The organism is Kribbella sp. NBC_00359, assembly GCF_036097425.1.
GTDB lineage: Bacteria > Actinomycetota > Actinomycetes > Propionibacteriales > Kribbellaceae > Kribbella.
In genome coordinates this window covers 2892056-2915283 of sequence record NZ_CP107975.1, presented here as the reverse complement: position 1 = coordinate 2915283, position 23228 = coordinate 2892056, and the positions used below count along the sequence as shown (strand labels likewise).

Below are 23228 nucleotides of genomic sequence, written 5' to 3'. Positions count from 1 at the left end.
GCGCCCGCCACCTTTCTACCAACGCCGGAGCCGAGGCGGAACCGGTGTATCGCCGAGCAGCCCCCGATCTGCGCCGAACAGGACCAATTCCGGGCCCGGCGGCCGGAGATTCCGGCGTACGACGGAACCATTCGGACGGCCCGTGCATCGGAGTGGTCGTGAACGCGACGCAGCCGAACCCCCAGATGTCCGAGCCGACCGCTTCCGCCGCGGAGCCCCGGAAGATCTCCCGCGCCGCCCGCCGCCGGGTCCACGCCCGCGAGCACCGCGTTCGCCGTACCCAGAAGGCGGCTCGCGCTCAGCTCCCGGCCTGGTAGTTACTGGTGCTGGGCGAGGAGCCGGCCGAGGAGAGTGGTCAGGCGGTTGCGGTCCGCCGGTGAGAGCGCGGCGAAGATCTCGTCCTGGGCCCTCGTGGCCAGGGTGGTCAGGCGCTTGTACCGCCGGCGGCCCGACGGGGTGATCGTGATGATGTTGCGTCGTCCGTCGTCCGGGTCCGGAGAGCGTTCGACGTACCCGTCGGCCTCGAGTTCGTTGAGAGCGGCAACCACGTCGCTGCGGTCGATGCAGCTGCGCCGGCCGAGCGCCGCCTGACTGGCCGGTCCGAACTCGACCAGCGTCGCGAGCAGCCGGAAGTGATAGCCCCGCGCACCACCCGCGGCGAACGCCTCGCCGACGATCCGCTGCGCGTGCGTCGCGCTCTGCGTCAGCAACCAGCTCGGCAACTGCGTCAACACGCTCGGCGTCTGCTCGTCCACGCCGGGCAGTCTAACCATTGGCCAGTCCCACAATTCCCGCGCGACTCTACGATTCCGCGGCGTCTCCGGGATCCCGGGCGTCGAGGAGTTCGTCCCAGTGGTCGGCGGTCCACTCGCAGACCGTCCGGATCGGATCCAGCAGGCTCCGGCCGAGGTCGGTGAGCTCGTAGGTCACGCGTCGTACCGGCTCGGCGTACTCGGTCCGCAGCACGAAGCCGTCCCGCTCCAAGCCGCGCAGCGACTGGGTGAGCACCTTCGGGCTGACCCGCACGAGCGGCACGCGCAGCTCGGAGAACCGCCGCGGCCCGTCCTCCAGGCACCGGATCACCAGCGCCGCCCACTTGTCCCCGCCGATCCGGAACGGCAGCAGCGACGACGGGCAGATCTCCTCGAACATGTCCGCTTTCAACGCCTGCACGTGGTCAGCGTAGCCGGTATCCGATCGGTAACCACGGCTCCTTCTACAGTCGCCGGACCAGCGAATCGAGGAGGTTGTCATGAGCAAGATCTTGGTCATCGGGGCTCGCGGTCGCGCCGGGAGCGCGGCGGTCGAGGAAGCCCGGCGGCGCGGTCACGAGGTGACGGAAGTCGCGCGTACGGCAGAAGCCGGCCAGGTGACCGGGGATGTCACCGATGCGGCGCGGATCGCCGAGCTCGCAGTGGACCACGATGCCGTGATTGCGGCGGTGTACGACGGTGGCACGGACCCGGCGGAGTTCTTCCCGCGGGCGGCTCGGGCGCTGGTCGACGGGCTGGCGAAGGCGGGCGTCGAGCGTCTCGTCTGGGTCGGGCTGGCATCGATCCTGGCTACCGCTGACGGGATATTGTTGATGGACACGGAGGGATATCCGCAGGAGTTCCGGGCATTCTTCCTCGCGCATCAGGCTGCGCTGGACACCATCTCGGCATCGGCGCTGGACTGGGTGTCGGTTGCGCCGGCTGGGGATTTCAACCACGCCGATCCCACGCCTACTGGTGCCTACCGCTTCAGCCCGGCGGATGGTGGCGGGTTGATCGGGTACGCGGACTTCGCGATCGCGGTGGTCGACGAGGTGGACCAGCCGAGGCATCACCGGGTTGGGGTCGGTGTAGTGGTCTAGCCGGGGTTCTCGTGGGCGGGGTGCCGGGGCGGTAGGTTCAGCGACATGGCTGGGGCCGAGGGGTACTTGCAGAAGGCGTTGGAGATCGCGCAGCGGGCGGCGGAGACGCAGGTCGGGCCGATTCGGGTCGCGGCCGGGTTGGTGGTCGAGGCGCTGACCGCCGGGAAGCGGTTCTGGGTGTTCGGGACCGGGCACAGTCATGCGCTGGCCGAGGAGTTGTACGGTCGGGCCGGCGGGCTGGCCGACGTACGGGCGGTGCTCGAACCGGGGCTGATGCTGCACGAGGGGTTGCAGAAGAGTTCACTGCTCGAGCGGCTGCCCGGGCTGGCCGACGTATTCCTGGAGATCAACGAGATCGCCGCGGGTGACGTCGTACTGATCGCGTCGAACTCGGGGCGGAACGCCGTACCCGTGGAGTTCGCGCTCGGGGCGCGGAAGCGGGGTGCGCAGGTGATCGTGCTGACATCGATGGCGCACAGTACGGCGACGACGTCGCGAGCCCCGGGTGGTCAGCGGCTGTTCGAGACCGCGGACGTGGTGATCGACAACTGCGGCGTCCCCGGCGACGCCCTGATCGAGGTAGCCGGCAGCCCGGAGAAGACCGGAGCGACCTCGACGATGGTCGGCGCGATGCTTGTCCAGGCCCTCACGGTCGAAATAGTCACCCGCCTCGCCGAGCGCGGCGAGACGCCCAACGTCCTCCGCAGCCTGAACGTCTAGGCCGTGTCAGGTGGCGCGGTAGGCGACGGTGATGTCGTAGCGGTCGGAGCGGTAGGTGGAGCGGCCGAACTCGATGACCTCGCCGGAGGCGGTGCGGGGGGCCGAGGTGATGATCAGGCAGGGGGTGGTGGAGTCGATCTCGAGGAGGGCGGCGTCGCCGGGCTCGGGCGGGGCGGCGACGATCGACGCCGAGACCATGCCGAGGGTGACGCCCCAGCGGGACGACAGTTCGCCGTACAGGGAGTTCTCGTCGAAGTCGATGTCTTCGAGGCCGGGGTAGCGGTGCAGGGACAGCGCGGTGCGCTCGATCGCCATCGGCTCGCCGTCGGCGGTGCGCAGCCGGACCAGGTGCAGCACGGGGGTGCCGACCGGCTCCTCCAGCTCGCGGGCCAGGTCCTCGTCGGCCGAGCCGACCCGGTGCTCGAGCACCTTGCCGCCCGGCTTGATGCCGCGGTTGATCATGTCCTGGCTGAACGACGACGCGAGCATCCGGGACGGCCGCGGCTCGGCGACGAACGTGCCGCCACCGGGGCGCCGGGCGGCCAGGCCCTCGGCCACCACTCGGTCCACCTCCTGGCGCACGGTCATCCGCGCCACGCCGAAGCGCTCCGCCAGGACGCGCTCGGACGGCAGCACAGTGCCGACGGCGAGGGATCGGGTGAGGTTCTCCAGAATCTCGCGGATCTGGTCACCCTTCGGCCGATCGGTCCGAAGCTCCGTGGGGAGTTCGGCGAGGTCGCCGGGGTTGTTCCTTGGGCGGGCCATGAGGTCAGTATCCCTGGGAATCTGCCCGGCAAACCGGTTGCCGGGGGTCGAGAGCCGCGGTCGTGCTCCTGATCATTCGAGTGCTTCGGCCGCCCGTGACATCGCTGTCCCGAACCACCTTGTCAGCCTGACTGTAACGGCTGCTACCACTTCACGGCCAGTAACCCATCCACAGGTCGCGGCAATTTCGGACCGGGTAGTTTCGTCACCATGGCTGCGGGACAGTTCGCACAGGAGAGCTCATCCACCGGCGAGTGGAAGCGGCAGGGCAATCGATTCACTGACCGGATCACCCGCGACTCCCGATCCGCTCCCGGCCAGGGCCCGGACGACCAGGGCCGCTGGCCGGTCGAGCCCGGTCGGTACCGGCTGGTGGTGAGCCTGGCCTGCCCGTGGGCGCATCGGTCGGTGATCGTCCGGCGACTGCTCGGGCTGGAGGACGTGATCAGCCTGGCGATCGTCGACCCGATCCGGGACGAGCGCGGCTGGCGGTTCACCCTGGACGCGGACGGCCGCGACCCGGTGCTCGGCATCGGGTTCCTGTCCGAGGCCTACCTGCGGACGGACCCGTCGTACGACGGCCGCGTGACGGTGCCCGCGATCATCGACACCCGCACCGGCGACGTGGTCACCAACGACTACCCACAGATCACGCTCGACTTCTCGACCGAGTGGACCGACTTCCACCGCGAGGGCGCGCCCCGTTTGATCCCACCGGACCGCGCCGAGATGGACGAGCTGATCGAACAGATCTACCGGGACGTGAACAACGGCGTCTACCGCTGCGGCTTCGCGACCAGCCAGGAGGCGTACGAGGCGGCGTACGACGCTCTGTTCGCGCGACTCGACGTCCTCGAGGAGCGGCTGGCGGACCGCCCGTACCTGCTAGGGGACACGCTCCGCGAGGTCGACGTCCGCCTCTTCACCACCCTGGTCCGCTTCGACGCGGTCTACCACGGCCACTTCAAGTGCAACCGCCAGAAGCTGACCGAGTTCCCGCACCTGTGGGCCTACGCCCGCCGCCTCTTCCAGCTCCCGTCCTTCGGCGAGACGGTCGACTTCGACCAGATCAAGCGCCACTACTACGTCACCCACGACACGATCAACCCCACCGGCATTGTCCCCAAGGGCCCGGACCCACGCGTCTGGACCGCCTGATCACAGGGCGAACCCGCCACATCTTCCACCTCGGCCCGCCTCGCAGATAATTGCCTTCGGCAACTTTTAGCGCAGGTGGACCCGCTTGCGGGCGCCGCAGTCGCTGATGGCTGGCGAAGGCCTCCCCTCATGCCGGGGTGCACCCAGGGGCGTCGACGGCGCCCGACGGGCCGGGCTCCGGGGGATCCACGCCGACCGGCGCACGACGCCGTACCCGAGGACGTTTCTCGCGCCGGATCTCGACGTACCGGATTTCGAAGCCCTCGCGGCGGAGCTCAGCAGGTAGAATCCTGGCCAGGGTGTGCCGGGAAGGCTGGTCGGCGTGCGTCCGACCGACCCCGAGCCGAAGGGCCCGAGTATGAGCGAGCACCCGCGGGTCCGGCAGAAGAAGCGCGCGTTTCCCCGGATTCTCGGACGAGAACGGGCGTTCCTCGCCGACACGCTGCGGGCCGAGACGACCGGCGGCCTGCTGTTGCTCGCCGCCGCGGTGGTCGCGCTGGTCTGGGCGAACTCTCCGTGGCAGGACGCTTACCACCACCTGCGCGAAACCCAGCTCGGGCCGCTCACGGTCGAAGGCTGGGCCTCGGACGGCGCACTGACCTTCTTCTTCTACCTGGCCGGCGTCGAGCTGAAGCGGGAGCTCGTGGTCGGCACGCTGTCCAAGCTGAGCGAGGCGGTCGTGCCGGTGGTGGCGGCGCTGTCCGGAATGGTGCTCCCGGCAATCATCTACCTCGCGGTGAACCTGACCTCCAGCCACGGCCGGCCGAGCGGTTGGGCGGTGCCAACGGCAACGGACATCGCGTTCGCGCTCGCCGTGCTGGCGATCGTCGGGTCGTCGCTGCCGAGCGCGCTGCGGGCCTTCCTGCTCACGCTGGCGGTGGTCGACGACTTCGGCGCCATCCTGGTCATCGCGGCGTTCTTCTCGCATGGCTTCCACCTGCTCCCGCTGCTCGCCTCGATCGCCCTCATCGCGGTCTTCTACCTGCTGCAGCACCGCCGCATCCGGACACCGTTCCTGTACATCCCGGTCGCCATCGGCGCCTGGTGGTTCATGCACGAGTCGGGGATCCATGCGACGATCGCCGGGGTCGCGCTCGGGCTGGTCACCCGGGTGGTGCCGGATCCGGGTGAAGAGCACGCACCGGCCGAGCGGATCGAGCACCGGCTCCGGCCGTGGATCGCGGGCATCGCCGTACCACTGTTCGCGTTGTTCGCGGCCGGGGTGACGCTGAGTGGGAGCGCCGTACGGCAGCTGCTGACCGACCCGGTCGCGATCGGCGTGGTCGCGGGTCTGTTGCTCGGCAAGTCGATCGGGGTGTTCGGCGGGTCGTGGCTGACGGCACGCTTCACCCGGGCCGAGCTGAACTCCGACCTGGCCTGGCGGGATGTCGCCGCGGTGTCGGTGCTGGCCGGGATCGGGTTCACGGTCGCGCTGCTGATCGCGCAGCTCGCGTTCGGCGTCGACGTCGCCCAGGTCGAGCGCGCGAAGGCCGCCGTACTGATCGCCTCGGTACTGGCGGCGCTGATCGCCGCCATCCTGCTCGCCCGGCGGAACCGGACGTACGCCGACTGAGCCTGGGTACACGAGGTTGGGGAGTCGCGGCGGTAGTGTCAGGGGAGGGACGTGTGGAAGGAGTGCCATGTCGATGGGGCAGAACGGGGATGAGCCCACGATCGGCCAGCTCGTCGCGAACGCCAGCAAGGATCTGTCCGGCCTGGTCCGCGGCGAGATCGAGCTGGCGAAGACCGAGCTCAAGAAGACCGCCGTGAAGGCCGGGACCGGCGCCGGCATGTTCGCGGCAGCCGCCTTCCTGCTCGTGCTGGCGATCATCCTGCTGTCCATCGCGCTGGCGTTCTGGCTCATCGCGCTCGGGCTGCCCCCGGCCCTCGCGTTCCTGATCGTTGCCGTGTTGTACCTGCTGATCGCGGTGGTGCTGGTGCTCATCGGGCGGCGGACGCTGGCCGGCGCGAAGGGACCGCAGCGCGCGATAGAGAGCTCGAAGGAGTCGGTCGAGGCGCTCAAGGCGATCGGCAAGGGCGACCAGGAGCCCGCGCTCGAGGCCCGGCCCGACTCGGGCGTACGGCGCTGAGCCCGGCGGGTGTCGTCGACCTGCTGGTCGACGGGCCCTGGTCGCACTCGCTGGTCGCGGCCAACGGGGCACGGTTCCACGTCGCCGAGTGCGGCGCCGCGGACGACCCGCTCGTCCTCTTCCTGCACGGCTTCCCCGAATTCTGGTGGGCCTGGCGGCACCAGCTGCCGGTGGTCGCCGAGGCCGGCTACCGCGCCGTGGCCATGGACCTGCGCGGGTACGGCGCCAGCGACAAGACGCCCCGCGGTTACGACCCCTACACCGCCGCTGCTGACGTCTCCGGCGTGATCCGATCCCTCGGCGCCACGGATGCCGTCGTGGTCGGCCATGGCTGGGGTGGGTTCATCGCCTGGTCGGCCGCCGTACTCGCACCGCGACAGGTCCGCGGGCTGGCGGCCGTCTCCGCGCCACACCCGCTCCTGCTGGCCCGCTCCGGTCTGACGAAGGCGCTGACCCGCACTGCCTGGTTCCAGCTGCCGATCCTCCCGGAGCGCCGGCTGCTGGCTCACGACGGCATGCACATCGAGGGACTCCTCCGCGCCTGGTCGGCGCCCGGAGGCACGTTCCCGGACGCGGAGGCGTCCCGCCGCTACCGCGCGGCGCTGCAGGTATGGCCTGCCCCGCACTGTGCGCTCGAGTACCACCGCTGGTTCGCCCGCTCCCGGCTACGTCCCGACGGCCGCAAGTACTCGGCCAGGATGCGTACGCCGATCGACGTCCCCGTGCTGCAGCTCCACGGGGCGCAGGACTCCGCGGTGTCCCCCACCGCGACCACCCCTCCGCGCCTGGTCACGGCCTCCCTCCGCCACGAACTGCTCGCCACCGCCGGTCACTTCCCCCACGAAGAGACCCCGGACCTGTTCAACACTCTGGTGGTGGACTGGCTGGCCAGTGTGCAGTGAGACCTACCAGGTCTGCGTCCGTTGGTCCAAGGTCGCCGTGACGACCCAGGTCTTGTGCTTCTCGATGCGATACTTCGCCGACGTCCAGTGGTTGCAGTCATGAAAGAGGCTCACGTCGACCTCGGTGTGGTCGGCCGCGTCGGCTATCTCGCTGACCAGGATCACCCCGACCCGACGGTCGCGGCACGTCGGAGGCGCCGGCGACAGATCCTCGTGGAACTCGATCGGGGCGGTCTTGCGAACAATCGCAGCCATCAGCTTCTGCTGCCGGCCGGAGAAGGCAGGCCCCTTTCCGAGTTTCGACTCGTCCAGCACGAACACCGTCTTCCAGCCCTGTCCCGGCGTCACCTGCCGAAGCATCGATTCGATGGCAGCAGCCCAGATCATCGCGTCGTCGCTCTCTGACCGCACCGTCGTACTCACCTGGCCGGTGGGTGACACCGCACCCGGGTCGCCGGCGCCACTGACGCCGTACAAGACTCCGGCCAGTACGACGAGGACCGCGGCGGCCGCGAGCAGCACCGGCGCGGGGTTCGGCGTTTGGTTGCTAGAGGCAACTCATCGACCAGATTCTCCTTGTCCGCAAAGGTTTCGCGGAGCAGCTGCTCGATGTCCTCCTCCGTCAGCTTGCCCATGTCAGTGCTCCTCCTCGGCGGGCAGATGGGTGCGCAGGGTCGCCAGCCCGCGGGCGGCGTCGCGCTGGGCCTGCCGGGAACCGATGTCCTCGTCGGACGGCCGGTCGATCGGCTCGGCGAGCGGGACCTCCCGGCTCTTCAGCAGGCGGCGCCAGCTGAGGAACTCGTTGACCACCATCGTGCGCAGGTACGCCTCAGGGCTCTCCACCGCGCTGATCCGGTCCCACTTCCGGTGCGCGCGGGCGAAGACCGTCTGGACCAGGTCCTCCGCTGCTGCACTAGGTGCAGCTTTGGGTGGAAACCTCCTGGGTGGCGGTGGAGCCGTCCTTGGCGTCGTCGGAGACCTGGTCGGCGGTGAGGACGTAGCCGGTGCGGTTGTCCTCGACCGAGGCGGCGAAGACCACGCCGTACACGGTGCCCTTGTTCGACAGCAGCGGGCCGCCGGAGTTGCCGGGTCGGACCGAGGCCCAAATCGAGTACGCCTCCCGGGTGACCGTGCGGTCGCCGTAGATGTCCGGGCCGCGGAGACGTTCCTCGGACCGGATCCGGGCCGGCTCGGAGTCGAACGGACCGTTCTCCGGGTAGCCGAGGACCACCGCCGGGTCGTCGGCCTTGCCGGTGTAGTCGAAGTCCAGCGGCGTCTCGGTCAGCTTGGGCACGTACAGTACGGCGACGTCGACCTCGGGGTCGAAGAGTACGACGGTCGCGTCGTACTTCTTGTTGTTCACCTCGACCTGCGGCGAGCTCACCCCGGCAACCACGTGCGCGTTCGTCATCACCCGCTGCGGCGCGTAGACGAATCCACTCCCCTCGAGGCCGCGCGAGCAGCTGGCGACCCCGGTCACCTTCGCGATCCGGGTATACGCGTCGCGGACCGGCTTCTGCCGGGCGATCGCGGCGTCCGGCGGTTGCGTCTCGCGGATCCGCTCGGGCACGAACGGATCGAGGAAGCGCGGGAACAGATCGGTGTTGACCACGTCGTTGAACGACTGCAAGGCCCGGTCGGCGCTGCTCGGCAGCAGCTCGTCGACCTTCGCCAGCACCTGCGAGCCACGCACCGCCGACGTCACGCTCGGGATCCGCGCCCCGCTGACCGCGACGCCGAGCACCCAGGACACGATCAGCACCGACACCGCCGCCAGCGCGGCGCCACCGAGGGCGTCGAGGAACTTCACCGGCCGCCAGGACATCCTGTTCCGCAGTCTGGACCCGAGGACGGCGCCGAGCGTCCGGCCGATCGAGGCCAGCAGCACCACCAGCACCAGCGCGGCGAACGACACCGACACGCTCGGCGAGAAGTTGTCGAGAATCCGCGGCACACCCCAGACCCCGATGGCGGCACCGGCGAGCAGGCCGAGGGTGGCGCAGGCGCCCAGCACGAACCCCTCGATGTATCCCGAGATCGCCACCAGCGCGGTCACGATCACCAACGCCCAGTCGAGCTTGCTCACTCCACACCTTCCGGCTCTTCACCCATCGACCGGCCGAGGTCGTGCTCGATGGCGGTCAGCCGCCGCACGTCCTCCGGCCGTCGCCCCTCGCTCCGCCAGGCCGCCTCGACCAGTCGGTCGGGCAACGGTACGACGACCGAGGGGTCCCAGTCGCGGGCCCACCCACCGAGCAGGAGCAATTTGTCCAGCAGCCCGGCGGTGAAGCCCCAGATGTAGAGGTCGCCGATGGTGAAGGCCGGCCCGGTGAAGCCGGAGGGGTGCAGGCAGCTGATCCGGTTCGCCGGGTCGGCCAGCGCGCGCAGCGGCACGGTGTGCACGGAGGCGACCTCGGCCGGGTCGACCACCGCGACCGGCGACGGCTCCCGCCACCAGGCCAGCACCGGCGACACGCCGAAGTTGCTGACCGGCACCCACAACGCCGGCCAGACCGCGAACGGTACGACGCCGGCCGGATCGAGCCCGGTCTCCTCCTCGGCCTCGCGCAACGCGGTCCGCACCAGTCCCTCGTCGCCGATGCCGTCCTCCGGATCGACACCACCACCGGGGAACGCCATCTGCCCGGCGTGCTTGCGCAATGTCCAGGCCCGCTCGGTCAGCAGCACCTCCGGCCCGTCGTTGCCATCAGCAAGCAAAATCAGAACGGCGGACTTCCGCACCGACGGATCGTCCGGCGGCAGGAACCTCGACAACTCGTTCGGATCCACCGCCTCCGACGCCTTCGCCAACGTCGTCAGCCACTCGGGAATCTCCACACCATCAAAGGTCATGGTGTGACCCCCAGCTTGTCCTTTACGAGTTGGTCGAGTTGTTGCTGTGAGGTGAGGACGCCACGGTGTACGAAGACGACGACGCCGTCCTGGTTCACGAATGCCGTCAACGGGGGGCCGCCGACCTTCAACGGTGACTGGATCGCCTTGTCCTGGTCGACCAGGTGTGGGTAGGCGAGACCTTCGTCGGTCGCGAAGCTCACCGCGAGCTCGGGTCGCGGGTCGGCGTAGTCGATCCCCAGCATCCGCACCTTGCCCGATTTGGCCAGCTTCGCCAGGTACGGCGCTTCGTCGCGGCAGGGACCGCACCACTGCGCCCACACGTTCACCACGAGCGGACCACGCAGGTCGGCGAGCCGGATGTCCGGTCCGCCGCCCAGGCACGGCAGGCTGACGTCCGGCATTCCGTCGCCGACCGGCGGCTTGGACGGCGTCGCCGGGCAGGGCGCGAGCTTGTCCGCGCCGGCCACCGCTCTCGGGGTGGTGGCCGACGGGGTCGCGGCGGGCTGTTCGGATCCACACGACGCCAGGACCAGTCCGGCAACGAGCCAGCCGATCGCGCACAGCGTCGTACGGAAGTTCACGCGGGGACCTTCACCAGCTTCGCCGCCACGACGGGGTCGGTCGGGCCGGTGCCGTACGACGGGCACCACTGGGCGACCGGGCAGGCGCCGCAGGCCGGCTTCTTGGCGTGGCAGCGGCGGCGGCCGTGGAAGATCAGCCGGTGCGACAGCATCGTCCAGTCCTTCTTCGGGAACAGGGCGCCGATGATGTGCTCGACCTTGACCGGGTCCTCCTCGGTCGTCCAGCCGAACCGCCGGACCAGCCGGCCGAAGTGCGTGTCGACCGTGATGCCCGGGATGCCGAAGGCGTTGCCGAGGACCACGTTCGCGGTCTTGCGGCCGGTGCCCGGGAGCTTGACCAGCTCGTCCAGTTTGTTCGGCACGACGCCGTCGTACTCGTCGACCAGGGCCTGGCCGAGCTTGATCACGCTGTTGGTCTTGGCCCGGAAGAATCCGGTCGGCTTGAGGATCGCCTCCATCTCCTCCCGGTCGGCCTCGGCGTACGCCTGCGCGGTCGGGTACTTGGCGAAGAGGGTCGGGGTCACCTTGTTCACCGTGACGTCGGTGGTCTGGGCCGACAGGATGGTCGCCACCAGCAACTCGAGCGGGCTGGTGAAGTCCAGCTCGCAGTGAGCGTCCGGATACGCCTCGGTGAGCACCTTGTGCATCTTCCGGGCCCGGCGGACCAGCTGGGTGGGGGTCTCGTCGGTATAGACCGGCGCCTTGCGGGGGAGCTTCAACGGCACCACCGCGAGGGGCTCCGCGACACGCTGAGATGGCATGGAGGCAAGCCTACGTGGCGGTCCCGACACCGGAGGGGCTACGGTTTTGGGCAACCGGGTGTGAACGACCCGGTGCCGGGCGGGGTCGATCCCTCGTTCGCAGCCGTGGTCGAAGGTCCTAGGAGGCCCAAAGTGGATGCCGCAGTGCTCCGACAGGCACCGCTGTTCAGTCAGCTCGACGACGAGGCGGCCGACGCCCTGGCCGCGTCGATGACCGAGAGCCGGCTGCGCCGCGGTCAGGTGCTGTTCCACGAGGGCGATTCCGGTGACCGGCTGTTCATCGTGGTCGAGGGCAAGGTCAAGCTCGGCCGCACCTCCGCGGACGGCCGGGAGAACCTGATCGCCGTGCTCGGCCCGGGTCAGATGTTCGGTGAGCTCTCGCTGTTCGACCCGGGACCGCGGTCCGCGACCGTCACCGCCGTCACCGACGCCTCGATCATGTCGCTGACCCACGACGAGCTGCTCCGCTGGCTGGACGGCCGCCCCGCGGTGGCCCGTGGCCTGCTGCTCCAGCTGGCCTCCCGGCTGCGCAAGGTCTCCGACGTCGTGGCCGACCTGGTCTTCTCCGACGTACCGGGCCGGGTCGCGAAGGCCCTGCTCGACCTGGCCAGCCGCTTCGGCCGCACCGCCGACGACGGCGTACACGTCCACCACGACCTGACCCAGGAGGAGCTGGCCCAGCTGGTCGGCGCCTCCCGCGAGACCGTCAACAAGGCCCTGGCCGACTTCGCCTCCCGCGGCTGGGTCCGCCTCGAACCCCGCTCCGTCGTCCTCCTCGACGTAGACCGGCTACAGCGCCGCGCCCGCTAGCCCACCCGCTGCCCCGGCCACCACACCCGGCCCAGCCTCGCCCCGCTCCTCTCAGCGAACCCTCCAACTCGGCGGGCATCCCCTCAGTTGGAGGGTTGCCCACTGGGAATTTGAGGGGGCAACCCTCCAGCCAGAGGGGCAACGTCAGGCGGGCGAAGGTCGGGCGGCGCCAAGGGCGGCCGGGCCGAGGAGCGGGCAGGAGTCAGGCGCGGGCGAAGGCGGTGCGAATGCGGGCGGCGACTTGGTTGGGGCGGGCGAGGTTGGCCCAAGTGATACGGACGACCTGCAGGCCAAGGCCACGCAGGCGGTCCTCGCGGAGTTTCTCCTTCACCAGGCTCTCGGGTGTTCCGCCGGCGTACTTGACCAGACCATCGAACTCGACCACCGTCCGCTGGCCGGGGAAGTAGAAGTCGACTCGACCGACGAATCCATCGGCGTCGGTGAACGCCACTTGGAGCAGCGGTGCAGGAAGGCCCTGGTTGTGCATCAGCACTCGCAGCCGTGACTCCCCGACCGACTCCGACAACGGATCGCTGAAGGCCAGGGCAGCTCGCGCCGTCGCACTGCCCGGCCAGAACTCGGTCACCTCGAGCAGACGCCGTAGGTCCTCCGCACTGCCCGGACGATCACGGCGTACGGCGTCGGCGCTGATCACAGCCGTCTCGAAGGACGACGTACACGCCGTTTCGAGCAGCGCCCGTGACACGGTTGTCACGGGACGGCCGCTCACGACAGTCAGGTCAGCCTCGGTCAGCCTGCCGCGATGATGGCGTACGCCGCCGATACGACCCCCGTGGTGCCGGTCCAGGCGGCTGACGTGAACCTCCGCGAGATCCGCTCCCCACAGTGGTACACCGTGCAGCGCGAGCGCCGACTGGTGGCTGACGGCAACAGTGCCGGGACGTAGGGAGTTCATCGCCGCGTGAATCAGCCGCCGGTGCCTCAGGATCTGCTGTTCCCATGGAGCGAGATGGCTCAGATCCGTTGCCTCGGCATACTGCCCGTAGCGGATCCGCTCCCAGCGGCCGTCCCGGATGCGGTCGTGGATCTGGCCGGGCGTATAGCCGGAGTCCGCGGCCTGCGCACGGCTGTACACGCCGCCTTGCCCGTCCGCCAGCAGCTTCAACTTCGGATTCACCGATCAAGCATCGGCCGTCCGAGCGGCCCCCCGCTGCCACCCGTCCCCTCCTGTGGATAACCGGTGGCCCCTAGCTTGGGGGATATCCCTTCAGTTGGAGGGTTGCCCACCGAGAATCTGAGCGTGCAACCCTCCAGGTCTGGGGGCAACCCACTCAACGGATCAGGAGTTGAGGTACTCCAGCTGGGCGCGGACCGAGCGTTCGGCGGCGGGCCAGAGGGTGGGGTCTACGTCGGAGTAGACGTGTTCGACGACGGCCTGTGGGGTGGTGTGGCCGGCGGCCACGGCCGCGCGGACCTGGGCGAGGCGTTCCTGGCGGTGCTCGAGGTAGAAGTCGAGGACCGCGGTCGGGTCTTCGATGACCGGGCCGTGGCCGGGGAGCAGGCGGTCGACGCCGGCCGGGGAGTTGGCGAACGCGCGGAGGCGGTCGAGCGACTCGAGATAGGGGCCGAGGGCACCGTCCGGGTGGGCTACCACGGACGTGCCGCGGCCGAGGACCGTGTCGCCGGTCAGCAGGGAGCCGTCCTGCGGGAGCCAGAAGCAGACCGAGTCCAGCGTGTGGCCCGGTGTCGGCAGGACCTCGATCCGGAGGCCGTCGGCGGTGATGACGTCGCCTTCGGACAGTCCGTGGGCGTGGTCGGTGGGGATGCGGAACGCCGGATCCACCGCCCGGACCCCACATCCGGCCTGGTTCGCGAACCAGGCGGCGCCCTCGGAGTGATCCGGGTGCTTGTGTGTCAGCAGTACGACGGCGACCGTCCCGGCCGCGTCCAGGACCGCGCGAAGGTGGTCCTCCAGCATCGGCCCGGGGTCGACCACCACCGACCGCTCCCCGTCCGGCGCCCGGAGGATCCACGTGTTGGTCCCCTCCAGCGTCATCAGGCCGGGATTGTTCGCGAGCACCCTGCTCGCGTAGTCGGTGACTCTCATGTCGTCTCCAGATAGGCGTCGTCGCCGTCCACCCGCACAGTCGGCATGACCGTCCGGATCTCGCGGTCGCCCGCCGCAGCCAGGCTGGCGGCGACGTCGGCGTACGGCGTGAGTTCACGGCAGCACACGTACGTCGGGGGCAGCATCAACAACTCACCGGCGTCGACCGCGGCGACAGCGTCGGCCGGGCGCATCCAGGCGACCTGGTCGGACTCGCTCGTCACGTCCCGGGTGATCTGGCCGGCCGGGAGCGCGGCGACGAAGAAGCAGGTGTCGTACCGCTTGGGCTCGAACTCAGGCGTGATCCAATGCGCCCACGGCCCCAGCAGATCGGCCCGCAGCACCAGCCCACGCCCGTGCAGGAACTCGGCGAACCCGAGCTCGCGCGTCTCCAGCGCGATCCGATCGGCCTCCCAGTCCGCCCCGGTCGTGTCGCCGACCACGGACGAGCTCGACGGCCCGGCCAGCAGTACGCCGGACTCCTCGAACGTCTCCCGTACGGCGGCCGCCACGTAAGCCGCCGCGGTGTCGGCCGAGCACCCCAGCCGATCCGCGAACCAGGCCGGCGACGGCCCGGACCACGAGTCGGCGATGGTCGCGTCGGTCGCGTCGACCCGGCCGCCGGGGAACACGGTCATCCCGGCCGCGAACGCCATCGACCGCTGCCGCCGGAGGAGGTAGACCTCCGGTCCGGCGGCGGTGTCACGCAGCAGGATGACCGTCGACGCCGGCCGCGACTCGACCGGCGTCCGCGCTTCCCGGACGTGCGCCAGCGCCGTCGCGGCCATCCGGCCGGACATCAACTCCGACGTCGTGTCCCGCACGAGAAGATCAGCCGACCTCGACGATCAACTCGACCTCGACGGGAGCGTCGAGCGGCAGGACGGGTACGCCGACCGCACTGCGGGCGTGCTGGCCGGCCGCGCCGAAGACCTGGCCGAACAGCTCGGAGGCGCCGTTCGCCACCTGCGGCTGACCGGTGAAGTCCGGCGTGGAGGCGATGAACGCGACCGCCTTGACGATGCGCTTGACGTTCGCCAGGTCGCCGATCTCGGACTTGACCGCGGCCAGCGCGTTCAGCGCGCACTGCTGGGCGCACTCGCTCGCGACCTCGGGGCTGACCGCATCACCGACCTTGCCGGTGGCGATCAGGGTGCCGTCACGCAGCGGCAGCTGGCCGGACGTGTAGACGAGGTTGCCCGTCCGCACCGCCGGGATGTAGGCGGCGACCGGCTTGGCCACGTCGGGCAGCTTCAGGCCGAGCTCGGCCAGCTTCTCCTCGGGGTGGCTCATTTGTCCTCGATCTCCCGCTTGAAGTAGGCGACCAGGTTCTCCGGGTTCAGGCCCGGGACGACCTGGACCAGCTCCCAGCCGTCCTGGCCGAAGTTGTCCAGGATCTCCTTGGTCGAGTGGACCAGCAGCGGTGCGGTGAAGTACTCGAACTTCTTCATGACACGGACTCTAACGGGCTCCGCTCGATACCCTCCCCGCCCCACCGCCCCGGTCAGGGGCAGTGTGGTGTGGGCCACGTCCTACCCTGGAGCGTATGGCGAGACTGCACGTGGTCACCGGTAAAGGGGGCACCGGGAAGACGACTGTTGCGGCTGCCATGGCGTTGTCCCTGGCCGAGCAGGGGAAGCGCATTCTGCTCGTCGAGGTCGAGGGACGCCAGGGGCTCGCCCAGCTCTTCGACGTACCCCCGCTGCCGTACGTCGAACGCCGGATCGCCCAGGGTCCCGGTGGCGGCGAGGTGTTCGCGCTGGCCGTGGACGCCGAGGCCGCGCTGCTGGAGTACCTCGACATGTACTACCACCTCGGCCGGGCCGGGAAGGCGCTCGAGAAGGTGGGGGCGATCGACTTCGTCACCACGATCGCGCCGGGCCTGCGCGACGTACTGCTGACCGGCAAGGTCTACGAGGCGACGCGGCGGAAGTCGCACGGGCGGCTTGCGTACGACGCTGTCGTGCTGGACGCGCCGCCGACCGGGCGGATCGCGCGGTTCCTGAACGTGAACCACGAGGTGGCCGGCCTGGCCAAGGTCGGACCGGTCCGCAACCAGGCGGACGCGATCATGGGCATGCTGCGCTCGGACGTCACCCGGATCCACCTGGTCACGCTGCTCGAGGAGATGCCGGTCCAGGAGACCCTGGACGCGGTCGAGCAGCTCGAGGCCCTCGACCTGCGGATCGGATCGATCGTGGTGAACATGGTCCGGAAGAGCCCGCTCGACGACGACGCGCTGGCCCTTGCGGTGAAGGAGAAACTGCCGGTCACCGAGCTGACCAGGGGCCTGCGGGCGGCCGGGCTCACGGCCGGCAGCGAGCTGGTCAAGACGCTGGCCACCGAGGCACACGACCACGCGATCCGGGTCGGCCTCGAACGCGAGAACCGCGACCGAATAGATGCCCTGGGCAAGCAGGTCACCGAGCTGGCACTGCAGCCGGAAGGCATCGACCAGGGTGCACTGGTGGACCTGGCCGAGGAGCTGCGCGGATGAGTGCTCTGGATCTGGATGCGTTGATCGACGACCCCGCGACGCGCATCGTGGTCACCTGCGGCGCGGGTGGGGTCGGCAAGACGACGACGGCCGCGGCACTTGGTCTGCGGGCTGCCGAGCGCGGGCGGAAGGTCGTCGTACTGACGATCGACCCGGCGCGGCGGCTGGCGCAGTCGCTCGGGCTGACCGAGCTGGACAACACCCCGCGGGCGGTGGCCGACGTCGACACCGCGAACGGCGGCCGGCTGGACGCGATGATGCTGGACATGAAGCGCACCTTCGACGACGTGGTGCTCGCGCACGCGACGCCGGAGAAGGCCGAGCAGATCCTGGCGAATCCCTTCTACGTCGCGCTGTCGTCGTCGTTCGCGGGGACGCAGGAGTACATGGCGATGGAGAAGCTCGGCCAGTTGCACAAGCAGGCGGAGGGCACCGGCGAGTGGGACCTGATCGTGGTGGACACCCCGCCGTCGCGGTCGGCGCTGGACTTCCTGGACGCACCGGAGCGGCTGGCGTCATTGCTGGAGGGACGGTTCCTGCGGTTGCTGCTGGCACCGGCCCGCGGGCCGTTCAAGCTGATGTCAGCCGGGGTGAACATGGCGATGTCGGTGCTGAACAAGGTGCTCGGTGCTCAGGTGCTGACCGACGTACAGACGTTCGTTGCCGCGTTCGACACGTTGTTCGGTGGTTTCCGGCAGAGAGCCGAGCAAACGGTCGCGCTGCTACGGGAGCCGCACACCGCCTTCCTGGTGGTGGCCGCCCCGCAGAACGACGCGCTGCGGGAGGCGTCGTACTTCGCCGAGCGGTTGCGTGAGGAAGGCATGCCGCTGGCCGGCGTCGTCCTGAACCGGGTGACGAACACGCAGGTGCGGGATCTGTCGGCGGAGCGCTCGCTGGCCGCGGCGGAGCGGCTGGAGGAGGCGGAGAAGTCGCCACTGACGGCCGCCGTACTGCGGCTGCACGCGGACAAGATGCAGCAGGTGGTCGGCGATCACAAACGCGCGGACCGGTTCCGGCGCGGACACCGCTCGATCCGGACGGTCGAGGTGCCCGCATTGGCCGACGACGTGCACGATCTGAGTGGTCTACGCCAGATCGGCGACCTGCTCACCGCCTGATTTCACCGTCAGCGAACGCTCGGTGGCCCCGGGAATGACCTGGTGGGGCCAGTGGTTGAGCCTGTCAGACTCAATCTTTGATAAGGGTGTGACAGCGTGACCGATACGTTGAATCTTCCTGTTCTGCCGCTGGACGACGTTGTGGTCCTGCCGGGAATGGTCGTGCCGGTCCGACTGGCCGACCCCGAGGCACGGGCGGCGATCGACGCCGCGCAGGCCTCCGGCGAGGACAAGGTGCTGCTGGTACCGCGGCTGGACGGGAAATATGCAAAGGCCGGGACGCTCGGTGAGATCGAGCAGATCGGCCGGCTGCCGGGCGGAGCCCAGGCGGCCGTGATCCGCGGGACCGCTCGGGTCCTGATCGGCGCCGGGACCACCGGTCCGGGTGCCGCGCTCTGGGTGAGCGCTACCGAGCTGCACGAGATCACCGACGCCAGGTCGGCCGAGCTCGCCCGCGAGTACAAGACCCTGACGACCTCTGTGCTGCAGCGTCGCGGCGCGTACCAGGTCATCGACTCCATCAAGCAGGTGAACGACCCGGCGGAGCTGTCCGACCTGGCAGGCTACGCGTCGTACCTGACCAACGAGCAGAAGTCCTGGCTGGTGGAGAACGCGAATGTCTCCGAGCGGCTGGAGAAGCTGATCGGCTGGGTGAAGGACCACCTCGCCGAGCTCGAGGTCTCCGAGACGATCCAGAAGGACGTCCAGGAGGGCATGGAGAAGCAGCAGCGGGAGTTCCTGCTGCGCCAGCAGATGGCCGCGATCCGCAAGGAGCTGGCCGAGCTGGACGGTAAGGCCGAGTCCGAGGAAGAGGACTACCGGGCCCGCGTCGAGGCGGCCGACCTGCCGGAGCACGTCCGCAAGGCGGCGCTCAGCGAGGTCGACAAGCTGGAGCGGACCGCGGAGCAGTCTCCCGAGGTCGGCTGGATCCGGACCTGGCTGGACACCGTCCTCGAGCTGCCGTGGAACGAGCGGACCGAGGACAGCTACGACATCCGCGAGGCGCGGGCCGTGCTGGACGCGGACCACTCCGGACTGGATGACGTGAAGGAGCGCATCACCGAGTACCTGGCCGTACGGCGCCGCCGCGCGGACCGTGGTCTCGGTGTGGTCGGTGGGCGTCGCAGTGGCGCCGTACTGGCTCTGGTCGGTCCGCCTGGTGTGGGTAAGACCTCGCTGGGCGAGTCCGTGGCGCGTGCGATGGGACGGAAGTTCGTCCGGGTCGCACTGGGTGGTGTGCGGGACGAGGCCGAGATCCGCGGTCACCGGCGGACATACGTCGGTGCGCTGCCGGGCCGGATCGTCCGGGCGATTACCGAGGCCGGGTCGATGAACCCGGTGGTGCTGCTGGACGAGATCGACAAGGTCGGCGCGGACTACCGGGGTGACCCGACCGCCGCGCTGCTCGAGGTGCTCGACCCGGCGCAGAACCACACCTTCCGGGACCACTACCTGGAGGTCGAGCTGGACCTGTCCGACGTGGTCTTCCTGGCCACGGCGAACGTGCTGGACTCCATCCCGGCACCTCTGCTGGACCGGATGGAACTGGTGCAGCTGGACGGGTACACCGAGGACGAGAAGGTCGTCATCGCCCGTGACCACCTGCTCCCGCGTCAGCTGGAGCGGGCGGGCCTGACGGCGGACGAGGTGACCGTCGAGGACTCGGCGCTGCGGCTGCTGGCCGGCGAGTACACACGTGAGGCCGGCGTACGCCAGCTGGAGCGTGGGATCTCCCGGGTGCTGCGCAAGGTGACGGCGAAGCTCGCGCTTGGCGAGGACGTCGGCAACCTGACCGTCGGTGCGGGTGACCTGAAGCAGTACCTGGGCTCGCCGAAGTTCACGCCGGAGACGGCAGAGCGTACGGCGCTGCCGGGTGTGGCCACTGGTCTGGCAGTCACGGGTGCCGGCGGTGATGTGCTCTTCATCGAGGCATCGCTGGCGGACAAGGAGACCGGCCCGACCGGAGTCACGTTGACCGGACAGCTCGGTGACGTGATGAAGGAGTCGGCGCAGATCGCCCTGTCCTACCTGCGGTCGCACGGCGCGGAACTGGGTCTGCCGGTCGGCGATCTCGCCGAACGGAACACCCACATCCACGTGCCTGCCGGTGCCGTCCCGAAGGACGGGCCGTCGGCGGGTGTGACCATGACGACGGCGCTGGCGTCGCTGCTGTCCGGGCGGCCGGTCCGCTCGGAGGTCGCGATGACCGGTGAGGTGTCGCTGACCGGACGGGTCCTCCCGATCGGTGGGGTGAAGCAGAAGCTGCTCGCCGCACACCGGGCCGGGTTGACCACGATCCTGATCCCGAAGCGGAACGAGCCGGACCTGGAGGACGTGCCGGAGTCCGTGCTGTCGGAGCTGACCGTTCACCCGGTGAGCGACGTCCGCGAAGTGCTGGAGCTGGCGCTGGAGCCGGCCCAGGTGACCGCACACCAGTACGCCGCCTGACCCGTCGTACTGCTGGAGGGCCCGAGCATCTGCTCGGGCCCTCCTCCTTTTGGATGAAACTTGAGAGCACCCCCCGCAGAGCGTGATGGAGCTCACAAACACGGCGGTAACCCAACAGGACGTTCCCGTAGTCTCTATAACCATGCGCGTCAGGGAGAAGGGTGACCGGGGAGTCGTCCAATCGGTGGTTTTGTTCCTAGGGGTGAGCGTGCTGTCGGGGGCCTTGGCCGCCGGTCTGGCCATCCCGTTCGCCGGCTTGGCCGGGTTCACCACCCAGAAGACCACCGAGACCCTGCAGGACCTGCCGCAGCAGTTCGACGAGGTCCCGCTGAAACAGAAGAGCACCATCCTGGCCGCCGACGGCTCGGTGATCGCCACCCTGGCTGAGCAGAACCGGGTGCCGGTCAAGCTCAGCGCGGTCGCGCCGATCATGCAGAAGGCGATCGTCGCGATCGAGGACGACCGGTTCTACGAGCACGGCGCGCTGGACCTCAAGGGCACACTGCGCGCGCTGCTGCAGAACAAGTCCTCGGGCGGGATCCAGCAGGGCGGCTCGAGCATCACCCAGCAGTACGTGAAGGTGAGCCTGGTCGAGAAGGCGAAGACGCCGGACGAGGTCGCCGCCGCCACCGCCGACACGTACCAGCGCAAGGTCGCCGAGCTGCGGTACGCGATCGCGGTCGAGAAGGAGTACTCGAAGAACGAGATCCTGGAGAAGTACCTCAACCTGGCGAACTTCGGCGACGGCGCCTGGGGCATCCAGGCCGCCGCGCAGCACTACTTCTCCGTGAACGCCTCCCAGCTCACCCTGCCGCAGGCCGCACTGCTGGCCGGCCTGGTGAAGAACCCGACCGGCTACGACCCGACCAACGACATGAAGCGCGCCAAGGACCGCCGCGACGTGGTCGTCAAGCGGATGCTCGAGCTCAAGGTCATCTCGGTGGCCCAGGCGAACTCGGCCCTGAAGACGCCGGTGATCGACCCGGCCAAGGTCCGCCCGAACAACCTCGGCTGCGCCAACGGCCCGTACCCGTTCTACTGCGAGTACATCGTCTCCCAGCTCGAGGCGAACCCGGCCTTCGGCAAGACCAAGGTCGACCGCGCGAACTTCCTCAAGACGGCCGGTCTCACCGTCCGGACGTCGCTCGACCCGAAGATCCAGAAGGCCGCGCAGCACTCGATCGACACCCACTCCAAGCCCACCGACTCCGCAATCGCCGCGATCACGATCGTCGAGCCCGGCACCGGCCTGGTGAAGGCGATGGTGCAGAGCAAGCCGTACGGCGGCAAGAAGAACCAGACGTCGTACAACTACAACGTCGAGAAGTCCTACCCCGGTGGGTACGGCGGCTTCCAGAACGGTTCGACGATGAAGGCCTTCACGATCGCGGCCGCGATCCAGAAGGGCATCCCGCTGAACTACCAGATCGTCTCGCCCAGCCCGATCAACCTGGGCGGGAAGAAGTGGACGACCTGCGACGGACACGTCACCGCCGAGAAGGGCTGGTCGCCGCAGAACTCGACCAACAACGTTCCGGACCCGACGATGGTCCAGGCGGCGCAGAAGTCGACCAACACCTACTTCATCCAGTTGTCGGAGCAGACCGGCCTGTGCGCGATCTCGAAGATCGCGACCTCCTTGGGCATGGTCGACGCGCAGACCGGCCAACCGCTCGGCCAGTACCCGTCGATGACGCTCGGCGTCGGCCTCGTGACACCGCTGCAGCTGTCCAGCGCGTACGCCGCCTTCGCCGCACGCGGCATGTACTGCACGCCGTGGCTGGTCACCTCGATCAAGAACGCCGCCGGCAAGTCGGTCGGGTCTCCCGGCGCGAACTGCAAGCAGGCGCTGGCCCCAGAGGTCGCCGACGGCGTGAACGCGGTGCTGCACACGGTGATGGAGCAGGGCGGCACCGGCCAGCACCTGAAGTTCGGCAACAGCGACCTGGCCGGTAAGACCGGAACGATCCAGGAGAACAAGGCCGTGTGGTTCGCGGGCTACTCCACGAAGCTCGCGGCCGCGTCGGTGGTGGCCGACGCGTCGCTGCCGTACCGGAACCTGATCAACCAGACGCTCAACGGCGAAAAGATGCACGACGCGTCCGGCTCCGGCACCGCCGGGCCGCTGTGGATGACCGCGCTACAGGGCGCCCTGCAGGGCACTCCGACGTCGCACTTCACCGCGCCGTCGGACAAGACCATGCGCGGCAACGTGAAGGACCTGCCGTTCGTGAACGGCATGAACCCGGACGACGCCGCCAACAAGCTGCGCCAGGCCGGCTTCCAGGTGGAGCTTGCCCCCGGCACCGTCGACTCCGAGGAGACCGCCGGCACGGTCGCCTACACGACTCCGCGCCAGCGCGACGGCGCCCCCGAGGGCTCGAAGGTCACCATCTACATCTCCAACGGCAGCAAGCAGAACCAGCCGGGCCAGCCCACCAACACCGCCCAGCCGCCGGGCACCAAACCACCGGGCGGCCCGACCATCAACCCCAACTGCCCACCGTGGAACCCGAAGTACCCGAAGTGCGGCGGTAGGGGCCGCTAGCAACTGAGAAGGGCCTCGTCCGGCCAGGACGAGGCCCTTCGTCGTCGTTGC

General features: G+C 69.4%; 25 protein-coding genes and 1 pseudogene. 12 read left to right on the top strand and 14 right to left on the bottom strand.

The features are described 5' to 3' along the window. The first annotated feature begins 158 nt into the window (after positions 1 to 158). Complete coding sequence (locus OG876_RS14375; RefSeq protein ID WP_328525341.1) at positions 159 to 317, top strand: hypothetical protein; 159 nt, start codon at positions 159 to 161, stop codon at positions 315 to 317. Here OG876_RS14375 and OG876_RS14370 read toward each other — a convergent pair whose 3' ends face one another. Next, positions 318 to 755 carry a MarR family winged helix-turn-helix transcriptional regulator gene (locus OG876_RS14370; protein WP_328525340.1) on the bottom strand — a complete coding sequence of 146 codons (438 nt, stop codon included), beginning with the start codon at positions 753 to 755 and terminating at the stop codon, positions 318 to 320. A gap of 46 nt (positions 756 to 801) precedes the next feature. Next, the gene (locus tag OG876_RS14365; RefSeq protein ID WP_328525339.1) at positions 802 to 1173 is read right to left on the bottom strand and encodes a winged helix-turn-helix transcriptional regulator; all 372 of its coding nucleotides are present in this window, start codon (positions 1171 to 1173) and stop codon (positions 802 to 804) included. 79 nt (positions 1174 to 1252) lie between these two features. Between OG876_RS14365 and OG876_RS14360 the strand changes: the two genes are divergently transcribed. Then, positions 1253 to 1855: an NAD(P)-dependent oxidoreductase gene (locus OG876_RS14360; RefSeq protein WP_328525338.1), complete on the top strand. Its 603-nt coding sequence runs from the start codon at positions 1253 to 1255 to the stop codon at positions 1853 to 1855. Between the two features lie 45 nt (positions 1856 to 1900). Beyond that, positions 1901 to 2575 (top strand): SIS domain-containing protein, encoded by a 675-nt coding sequence (locus tag OG876_RS14355; protein ID WP_328525337.1) that lies wholly within the window; start codon positions 1901 to 1903, stop codon positions 2573 to 2575. A 6-nt stretch (positions 2576 to 2581) separates the two neighbouring features. Here the strand turns inward: OG876_RS14355 and OG876_RS14350 are convergent, their stop codons facing one another. Beyond that, a complete protein-coding gene (locus tag OG876_RS14350) occupies positions 2582 to 3340 on the bottom strand; it encodes a GntR family transcriptional regulator (RefSeq protein ID WP_328525336.1) in 759 nt (252 codons plus the stop codon). A 210-nt stretch (positions 3341 to 3550) separates the two neighbouring features. On the opposite strand from OG876_RS14350, the gene OG876_RS14345 reads away from it, so the two are divergent. The 4 genes from OG876_RS14345 to OG876_RS14330 all read left to right on the top strand — a co-directional run bounded on the left by OG876_RS14345 (position 3551) and on the right by OG876_RS14330 (position 7490). Next, positions 3551 to 4498, top strand: a complete 948-nt coding sequence (locus tag OG876_RS14345) for a glutathione S-transferase family protein (protein WP_328525335.1) — start codon at positions 3551 to 3553, stop codon at positions 4496 to 4498. Positions 4499 to 4856: 358 nt separating this feature from the next. Beyond that, positions 4857 to 6071: a Na+/H+ antiporter NhaA gene (nhaA, locus tag OG876_RS14340; protein WP_328525334.1), complete on the top strand. Its 1215-nt coding sequence runs from the start codon at positions 4857 to 4859 to the stop codon at positions 6069 to 6071. Between the two features lie 73 nt (positions 6072 to 6144). Continuing rightward, a complete protein-coding gene (locus OG876_RS14335) occupies positions 6145 to 6588 on the top strand; it encodes a phage holin family protein (protein ID WP_328525333.1) in 444 nt (147 codons plus the stop codon). Beyond that, positions 6585 to 7490 (top strand): alpha/beta fold hydrolase, encoded by a 906-nt coding sequence (locus OG876_RS14330; protein ID WP_328526907.1) that lies wholly within the window; start codon positions 6585 to 6587, stop codon positions 7488 to 7490. The genes OG876_RS14335 and OG876_RS14330 overlap by 4 nt, the downstream gene beginning before the upstream one ends. Before the next feature lie 3 nt (positions 7491 to 7493). Here the strand turns inward: OG876_RS14330 and OG876_RS14325 are convergent, their stop codons facing one another. The 6 genes and pseudogenes from OG876_RS14325 to nth form a co-directional block, all read right to left on the bottom strand. Next, positions 7494 to 8012: a hypothetical protein gene (locus tag OG876_RS14325; protein ID WP_328525332.1), complete on the bottom strand. Its 519-nt coding sequence runs from the start codon at positions 8010 to 8012 to the stop codon at positions 7494 to 7496. 114 nt (positions 8013 to 8126) lie between these two features. Beyond that, a pseudogene (locus OG876_RS14320) lies at positions 8127 to 8393 on the bottom strand (sigma factor); the annotation flags it as partial. A gap of 10 nt (positions 8394 to 8403) precedes the next feature. Next, positions 8404 to 9576 (bottom strand): MarP family serine protease, encoded by a 1173-nt coding sequence (locus OG876_RS14315; RefSeq protein ID WP_328525331.1) that lies wholly within the window; start codon positions 9574 to 9576, stop codon positions 8404 to 8406. Continuing rightward, complete coding sequence (locus OG876_RS14310) at positions 9573 to 10343, bottom strand: NUDIX hydrolase (protein WP_328525330.1); 771 nt, start codon at positions 10341 to 10343, stop codon at positions 9573 to 9575. The genes OG876_RS14315 and OG876_RS14310 overlap by 4 nt, the downstream gene beginning before the upstream one ends. After that, positions 10340 to 10927, bottom strand: coding sequence for a TlpA family protein disulfide reductase (locus tag OG876_RS14305; RefSeq protein ID WP_328525329.1), 588 nt, complete (start codon positions 10925 to 10927; stop codon positions 10340 to 10342). The genes OG876_RS14310 and OG876_RS14305 overlap by 4 nt, the downstream gene beginning before the upstream one ends. Then, entirely contained in the window at positions 10924 to 11688 is a 765-nt protein-coding gene (gene nth, locus OG876_RS14300) for an endonuclease III (protein ID WP_328525328.1), read from the bottom strand. The genes OG876_RS14305 and nth overlap by 4 nt, the downstream gene beginning before the upstream one ends. A 132-nt stretch (positions 11689 to 11820) precedes the next feature. Here nth and OG876_RS14295 point away from each other — a divergent pair, with 132 nt between their 5' ends. Further along, the gene (locus OG876_RS14295; RefSeq protein WP_328525327.1) at positions 11821 to 12498 is read left to right on the top strand and encodes a Crp/Fnr family transcriptional regulator; all 678 of its coding nucleotides are present in this window, start codon (positions 11821 to 11823) and stop codon (positions 12496 to 12498) included. Between the two features lie 202 nt (positions 12499 to 12700). Here OG876_RS14295 and OG876_RS14290 read toward each other — a convergent pair whose 3' ends face one another. From OG876_RS14290 to OG876_RS14270, 5 genes are all read right to left on the bottom strand, one after another. Continuing rightward, positions 12701 to 13636 carry a type IV toxin-antitoxin system AbiEi family antitoxin domain-containing protein gene (locus OG876_RS14290; protein WP_328525326.1) on the bottom strand — a complete coding sequence of 312 codons (936 nt, stop codon included), beginning with the start codon at positions 13634 to 13636 and terminating at the stop codon, positions 12701 to 12703. A gap of 162 nt (positions 13637 to 13798) precedes the next feature. Further along, a complete protein-coding gene (locus OG876_RS14285) occupies positions 13799 to 14566 on the bottom strand; it encodes an MBL fold metallo-hydrolase (protein WP_328525325.1) in 768 nt (255 codons plus the stop codon). Then, on the bottom strand, positions 14563 to 15390 hold the full coding sequence (locus OG876_RS14280) for an NUDIX hydrolase (RefSeq protein WP_328525324.1): 828 nt from the start codon (positions 15388 to 15390) through the stop codon (positions 14563 to 14565). Before OG876_RS14280 ends, OG876_RS14285 begins: the two co-directional genes overlap by 4 nt. 7 nt (positions 15391 to 15397) lie before the next feature. Further along, positions 15398 to 15859 carry a RidA family protein gene (locus OG876_RS14275; protein ID WP_328525323.1) on the bottom strand — a complete coding sequence of 154 codons (462 nt, stop codon included), beginning with the start codon at positions 15857 to 15859 and terminating at the stop codon, positions 15398 to 15400. Next, a complete protein-coding gene (locus OG876_RS14270; protein ID WP_165553378.1) occupies positions 15856 to 16017 on the bottom strand; it encodes a DUF4177 domain-containing protein in 162 nt (53 codons plus the stop codon). The genes OG876_RS14275 and OG876_RS14270 overlap by 4 nt, the downstream gene beginning before the upstream one ends. Before the next feature lie 95 nt (positions 16018 to 16112). On the opposite strand from OG876_RS14270, the gene OG876_RS14265 reads away from it, so the two are divergent. The 4 genes from OG876_RS14265 (at position 16113) to OG876_RS14250 (ending at position 23177) form a co-directional block, all read left to right on the top strand. Continuing rightward, on the top strand, positions 16113 to 17063 hold the full coding sequence (locus OG876_RS14265; protein ID WP_328525322.1) for an ArsA-related P-loop ATPase: 951 nt from the start codon (positions 16113 to 16115) through the stop codon (positions 17061 to 17063). Next, entirely contained in the window at positions 17060 to 18181 is a 1122-nt protein-coding gene (locus tag OG876_RS14260) for an ArsA family ATPase (RefSeq protein ID WP_328525321.1), read from the top strand. Before OG876_RS14265 ends, OG876_RS14260 begins: the two co-directional genes overlap by 4 nt. 96 nt (positions 18182 to 18277) lie before the next feature. Next, complete coding sequence (lon, locus tag OG876_RS14255; protein ID WP_442914128.1) at positions 18278 to 20629, top strand: endopeptidase La; 2352 nt, start codon at positions 18278 to 18280, stop codon at positions 20627 to 20629. A gap of 142 nt (positions 20630 to 20771) precedes the next feature. Then, entirely contained in the window at positions 20772 to 23177 is a 2406-nt protein-coding gene (locus OG876_RS14250; RefSeq protein ID WP_328525320.1) for a penicillin-binding protein, read from the top strand. The last annotated feature ends 51 nt before the right edge of the window (positions 23178 to 23228 follow it).

Coding starts and splice junctions, on each gene's coding strand:
- OG876_RS14285 (WP_328525325.1), bottom strand. CDS start 14,566: ATGAGAGTCACCGACTACGCGAGCAGGGTGCTCGCGAACAATCCCGGC.
- OG876_RS14355 (WP_328525337.1), top strand. CDS start 1,901: ATGGCTGGGGCCGAGGGGTACTTGCAGAAGGCGTTGGAGATCGCGCAG.
- OG876_RS14265 (WP_328525322.1), top strand. CDS start 16,113: ATGGCGAGACTGCACGTGGTCACCGGTAAAGGGGGCACCGGGAAGACG.
- OG876_RS14345 (WP_328525335.1), top strand. CDS start 3,551: ATGGCTGCGGGACAGTTCGCACAGGAGAGCTCATCCACCGGCGAGTGG.
- OG876_RS14270 (WP_165553378.1), bottom strand. CDS start 16,017: ATGAAGAAGTTCGAGTACTTCACCGCACCGCTGCTGGTCCACTCGACC.
- OG876_RS14335 (WP_328525333.1), top strand. CDS start 6,145: ATGGGGCAGAACGGGGATGAGCCCACGATCGGCCAGCTCGTCGCGAAC.
- nth (WP_328525328.1), bottom strand. CDS start 11,688: ATGCCATCTCAGCGTGTCGCGGAGCCCCTCGCGGTGGTGCCGTTGAAG.
- OG876_RS14250 (WP_328525320.1), top strand. CDS start 20,772: ATGCGCGTCAGGGAGAAGGGTGACCGGGGAGTCGTCCAATCGGTGGTT.
- nhaA (WP_328525334.1), top strand. CDS start 4,857: ATGAGCGAGCACCCGCGGGTCCGGCAGAAGAAGCGCGCGTTTCCCCGG.
- OG876_RS14275 (WP_328525323.1), bottom strand. CDS start 15,859: ATGAGCCACCCCGAGGAGAAGCTGGCCGAGCTCGGCCTGAAGCTGCCC.
- OG876_RS14310 (WP_328525330.1), bottom strand. CDS start 10,343: ATGACCTTTGATGGTGTGGAGATTCCCGAGTGGCTGACGACGTTGGCG.
- OG876_RS14350 (WP_328525336.1), bottom strand. CDS start 3,340: ATGGCCCGCCCAAGGAACAACCCCGGCGACCTCGCCGAACTCCCCACG.
- OG876_RS14360 (WP_328525338.1), top strand. CDS start 1,253: ATGAGCAAGATCTTGGTCATCGGGGCTCGCGGTCGCGCCGGGAGCGCG.
- OG876_RS14260 (WP_328525321.1), top strand. CDS start 17,060: ATGAGTGCTCTGGATCTGGATGCGTTGATCGACGACCCCGCGACGCGC.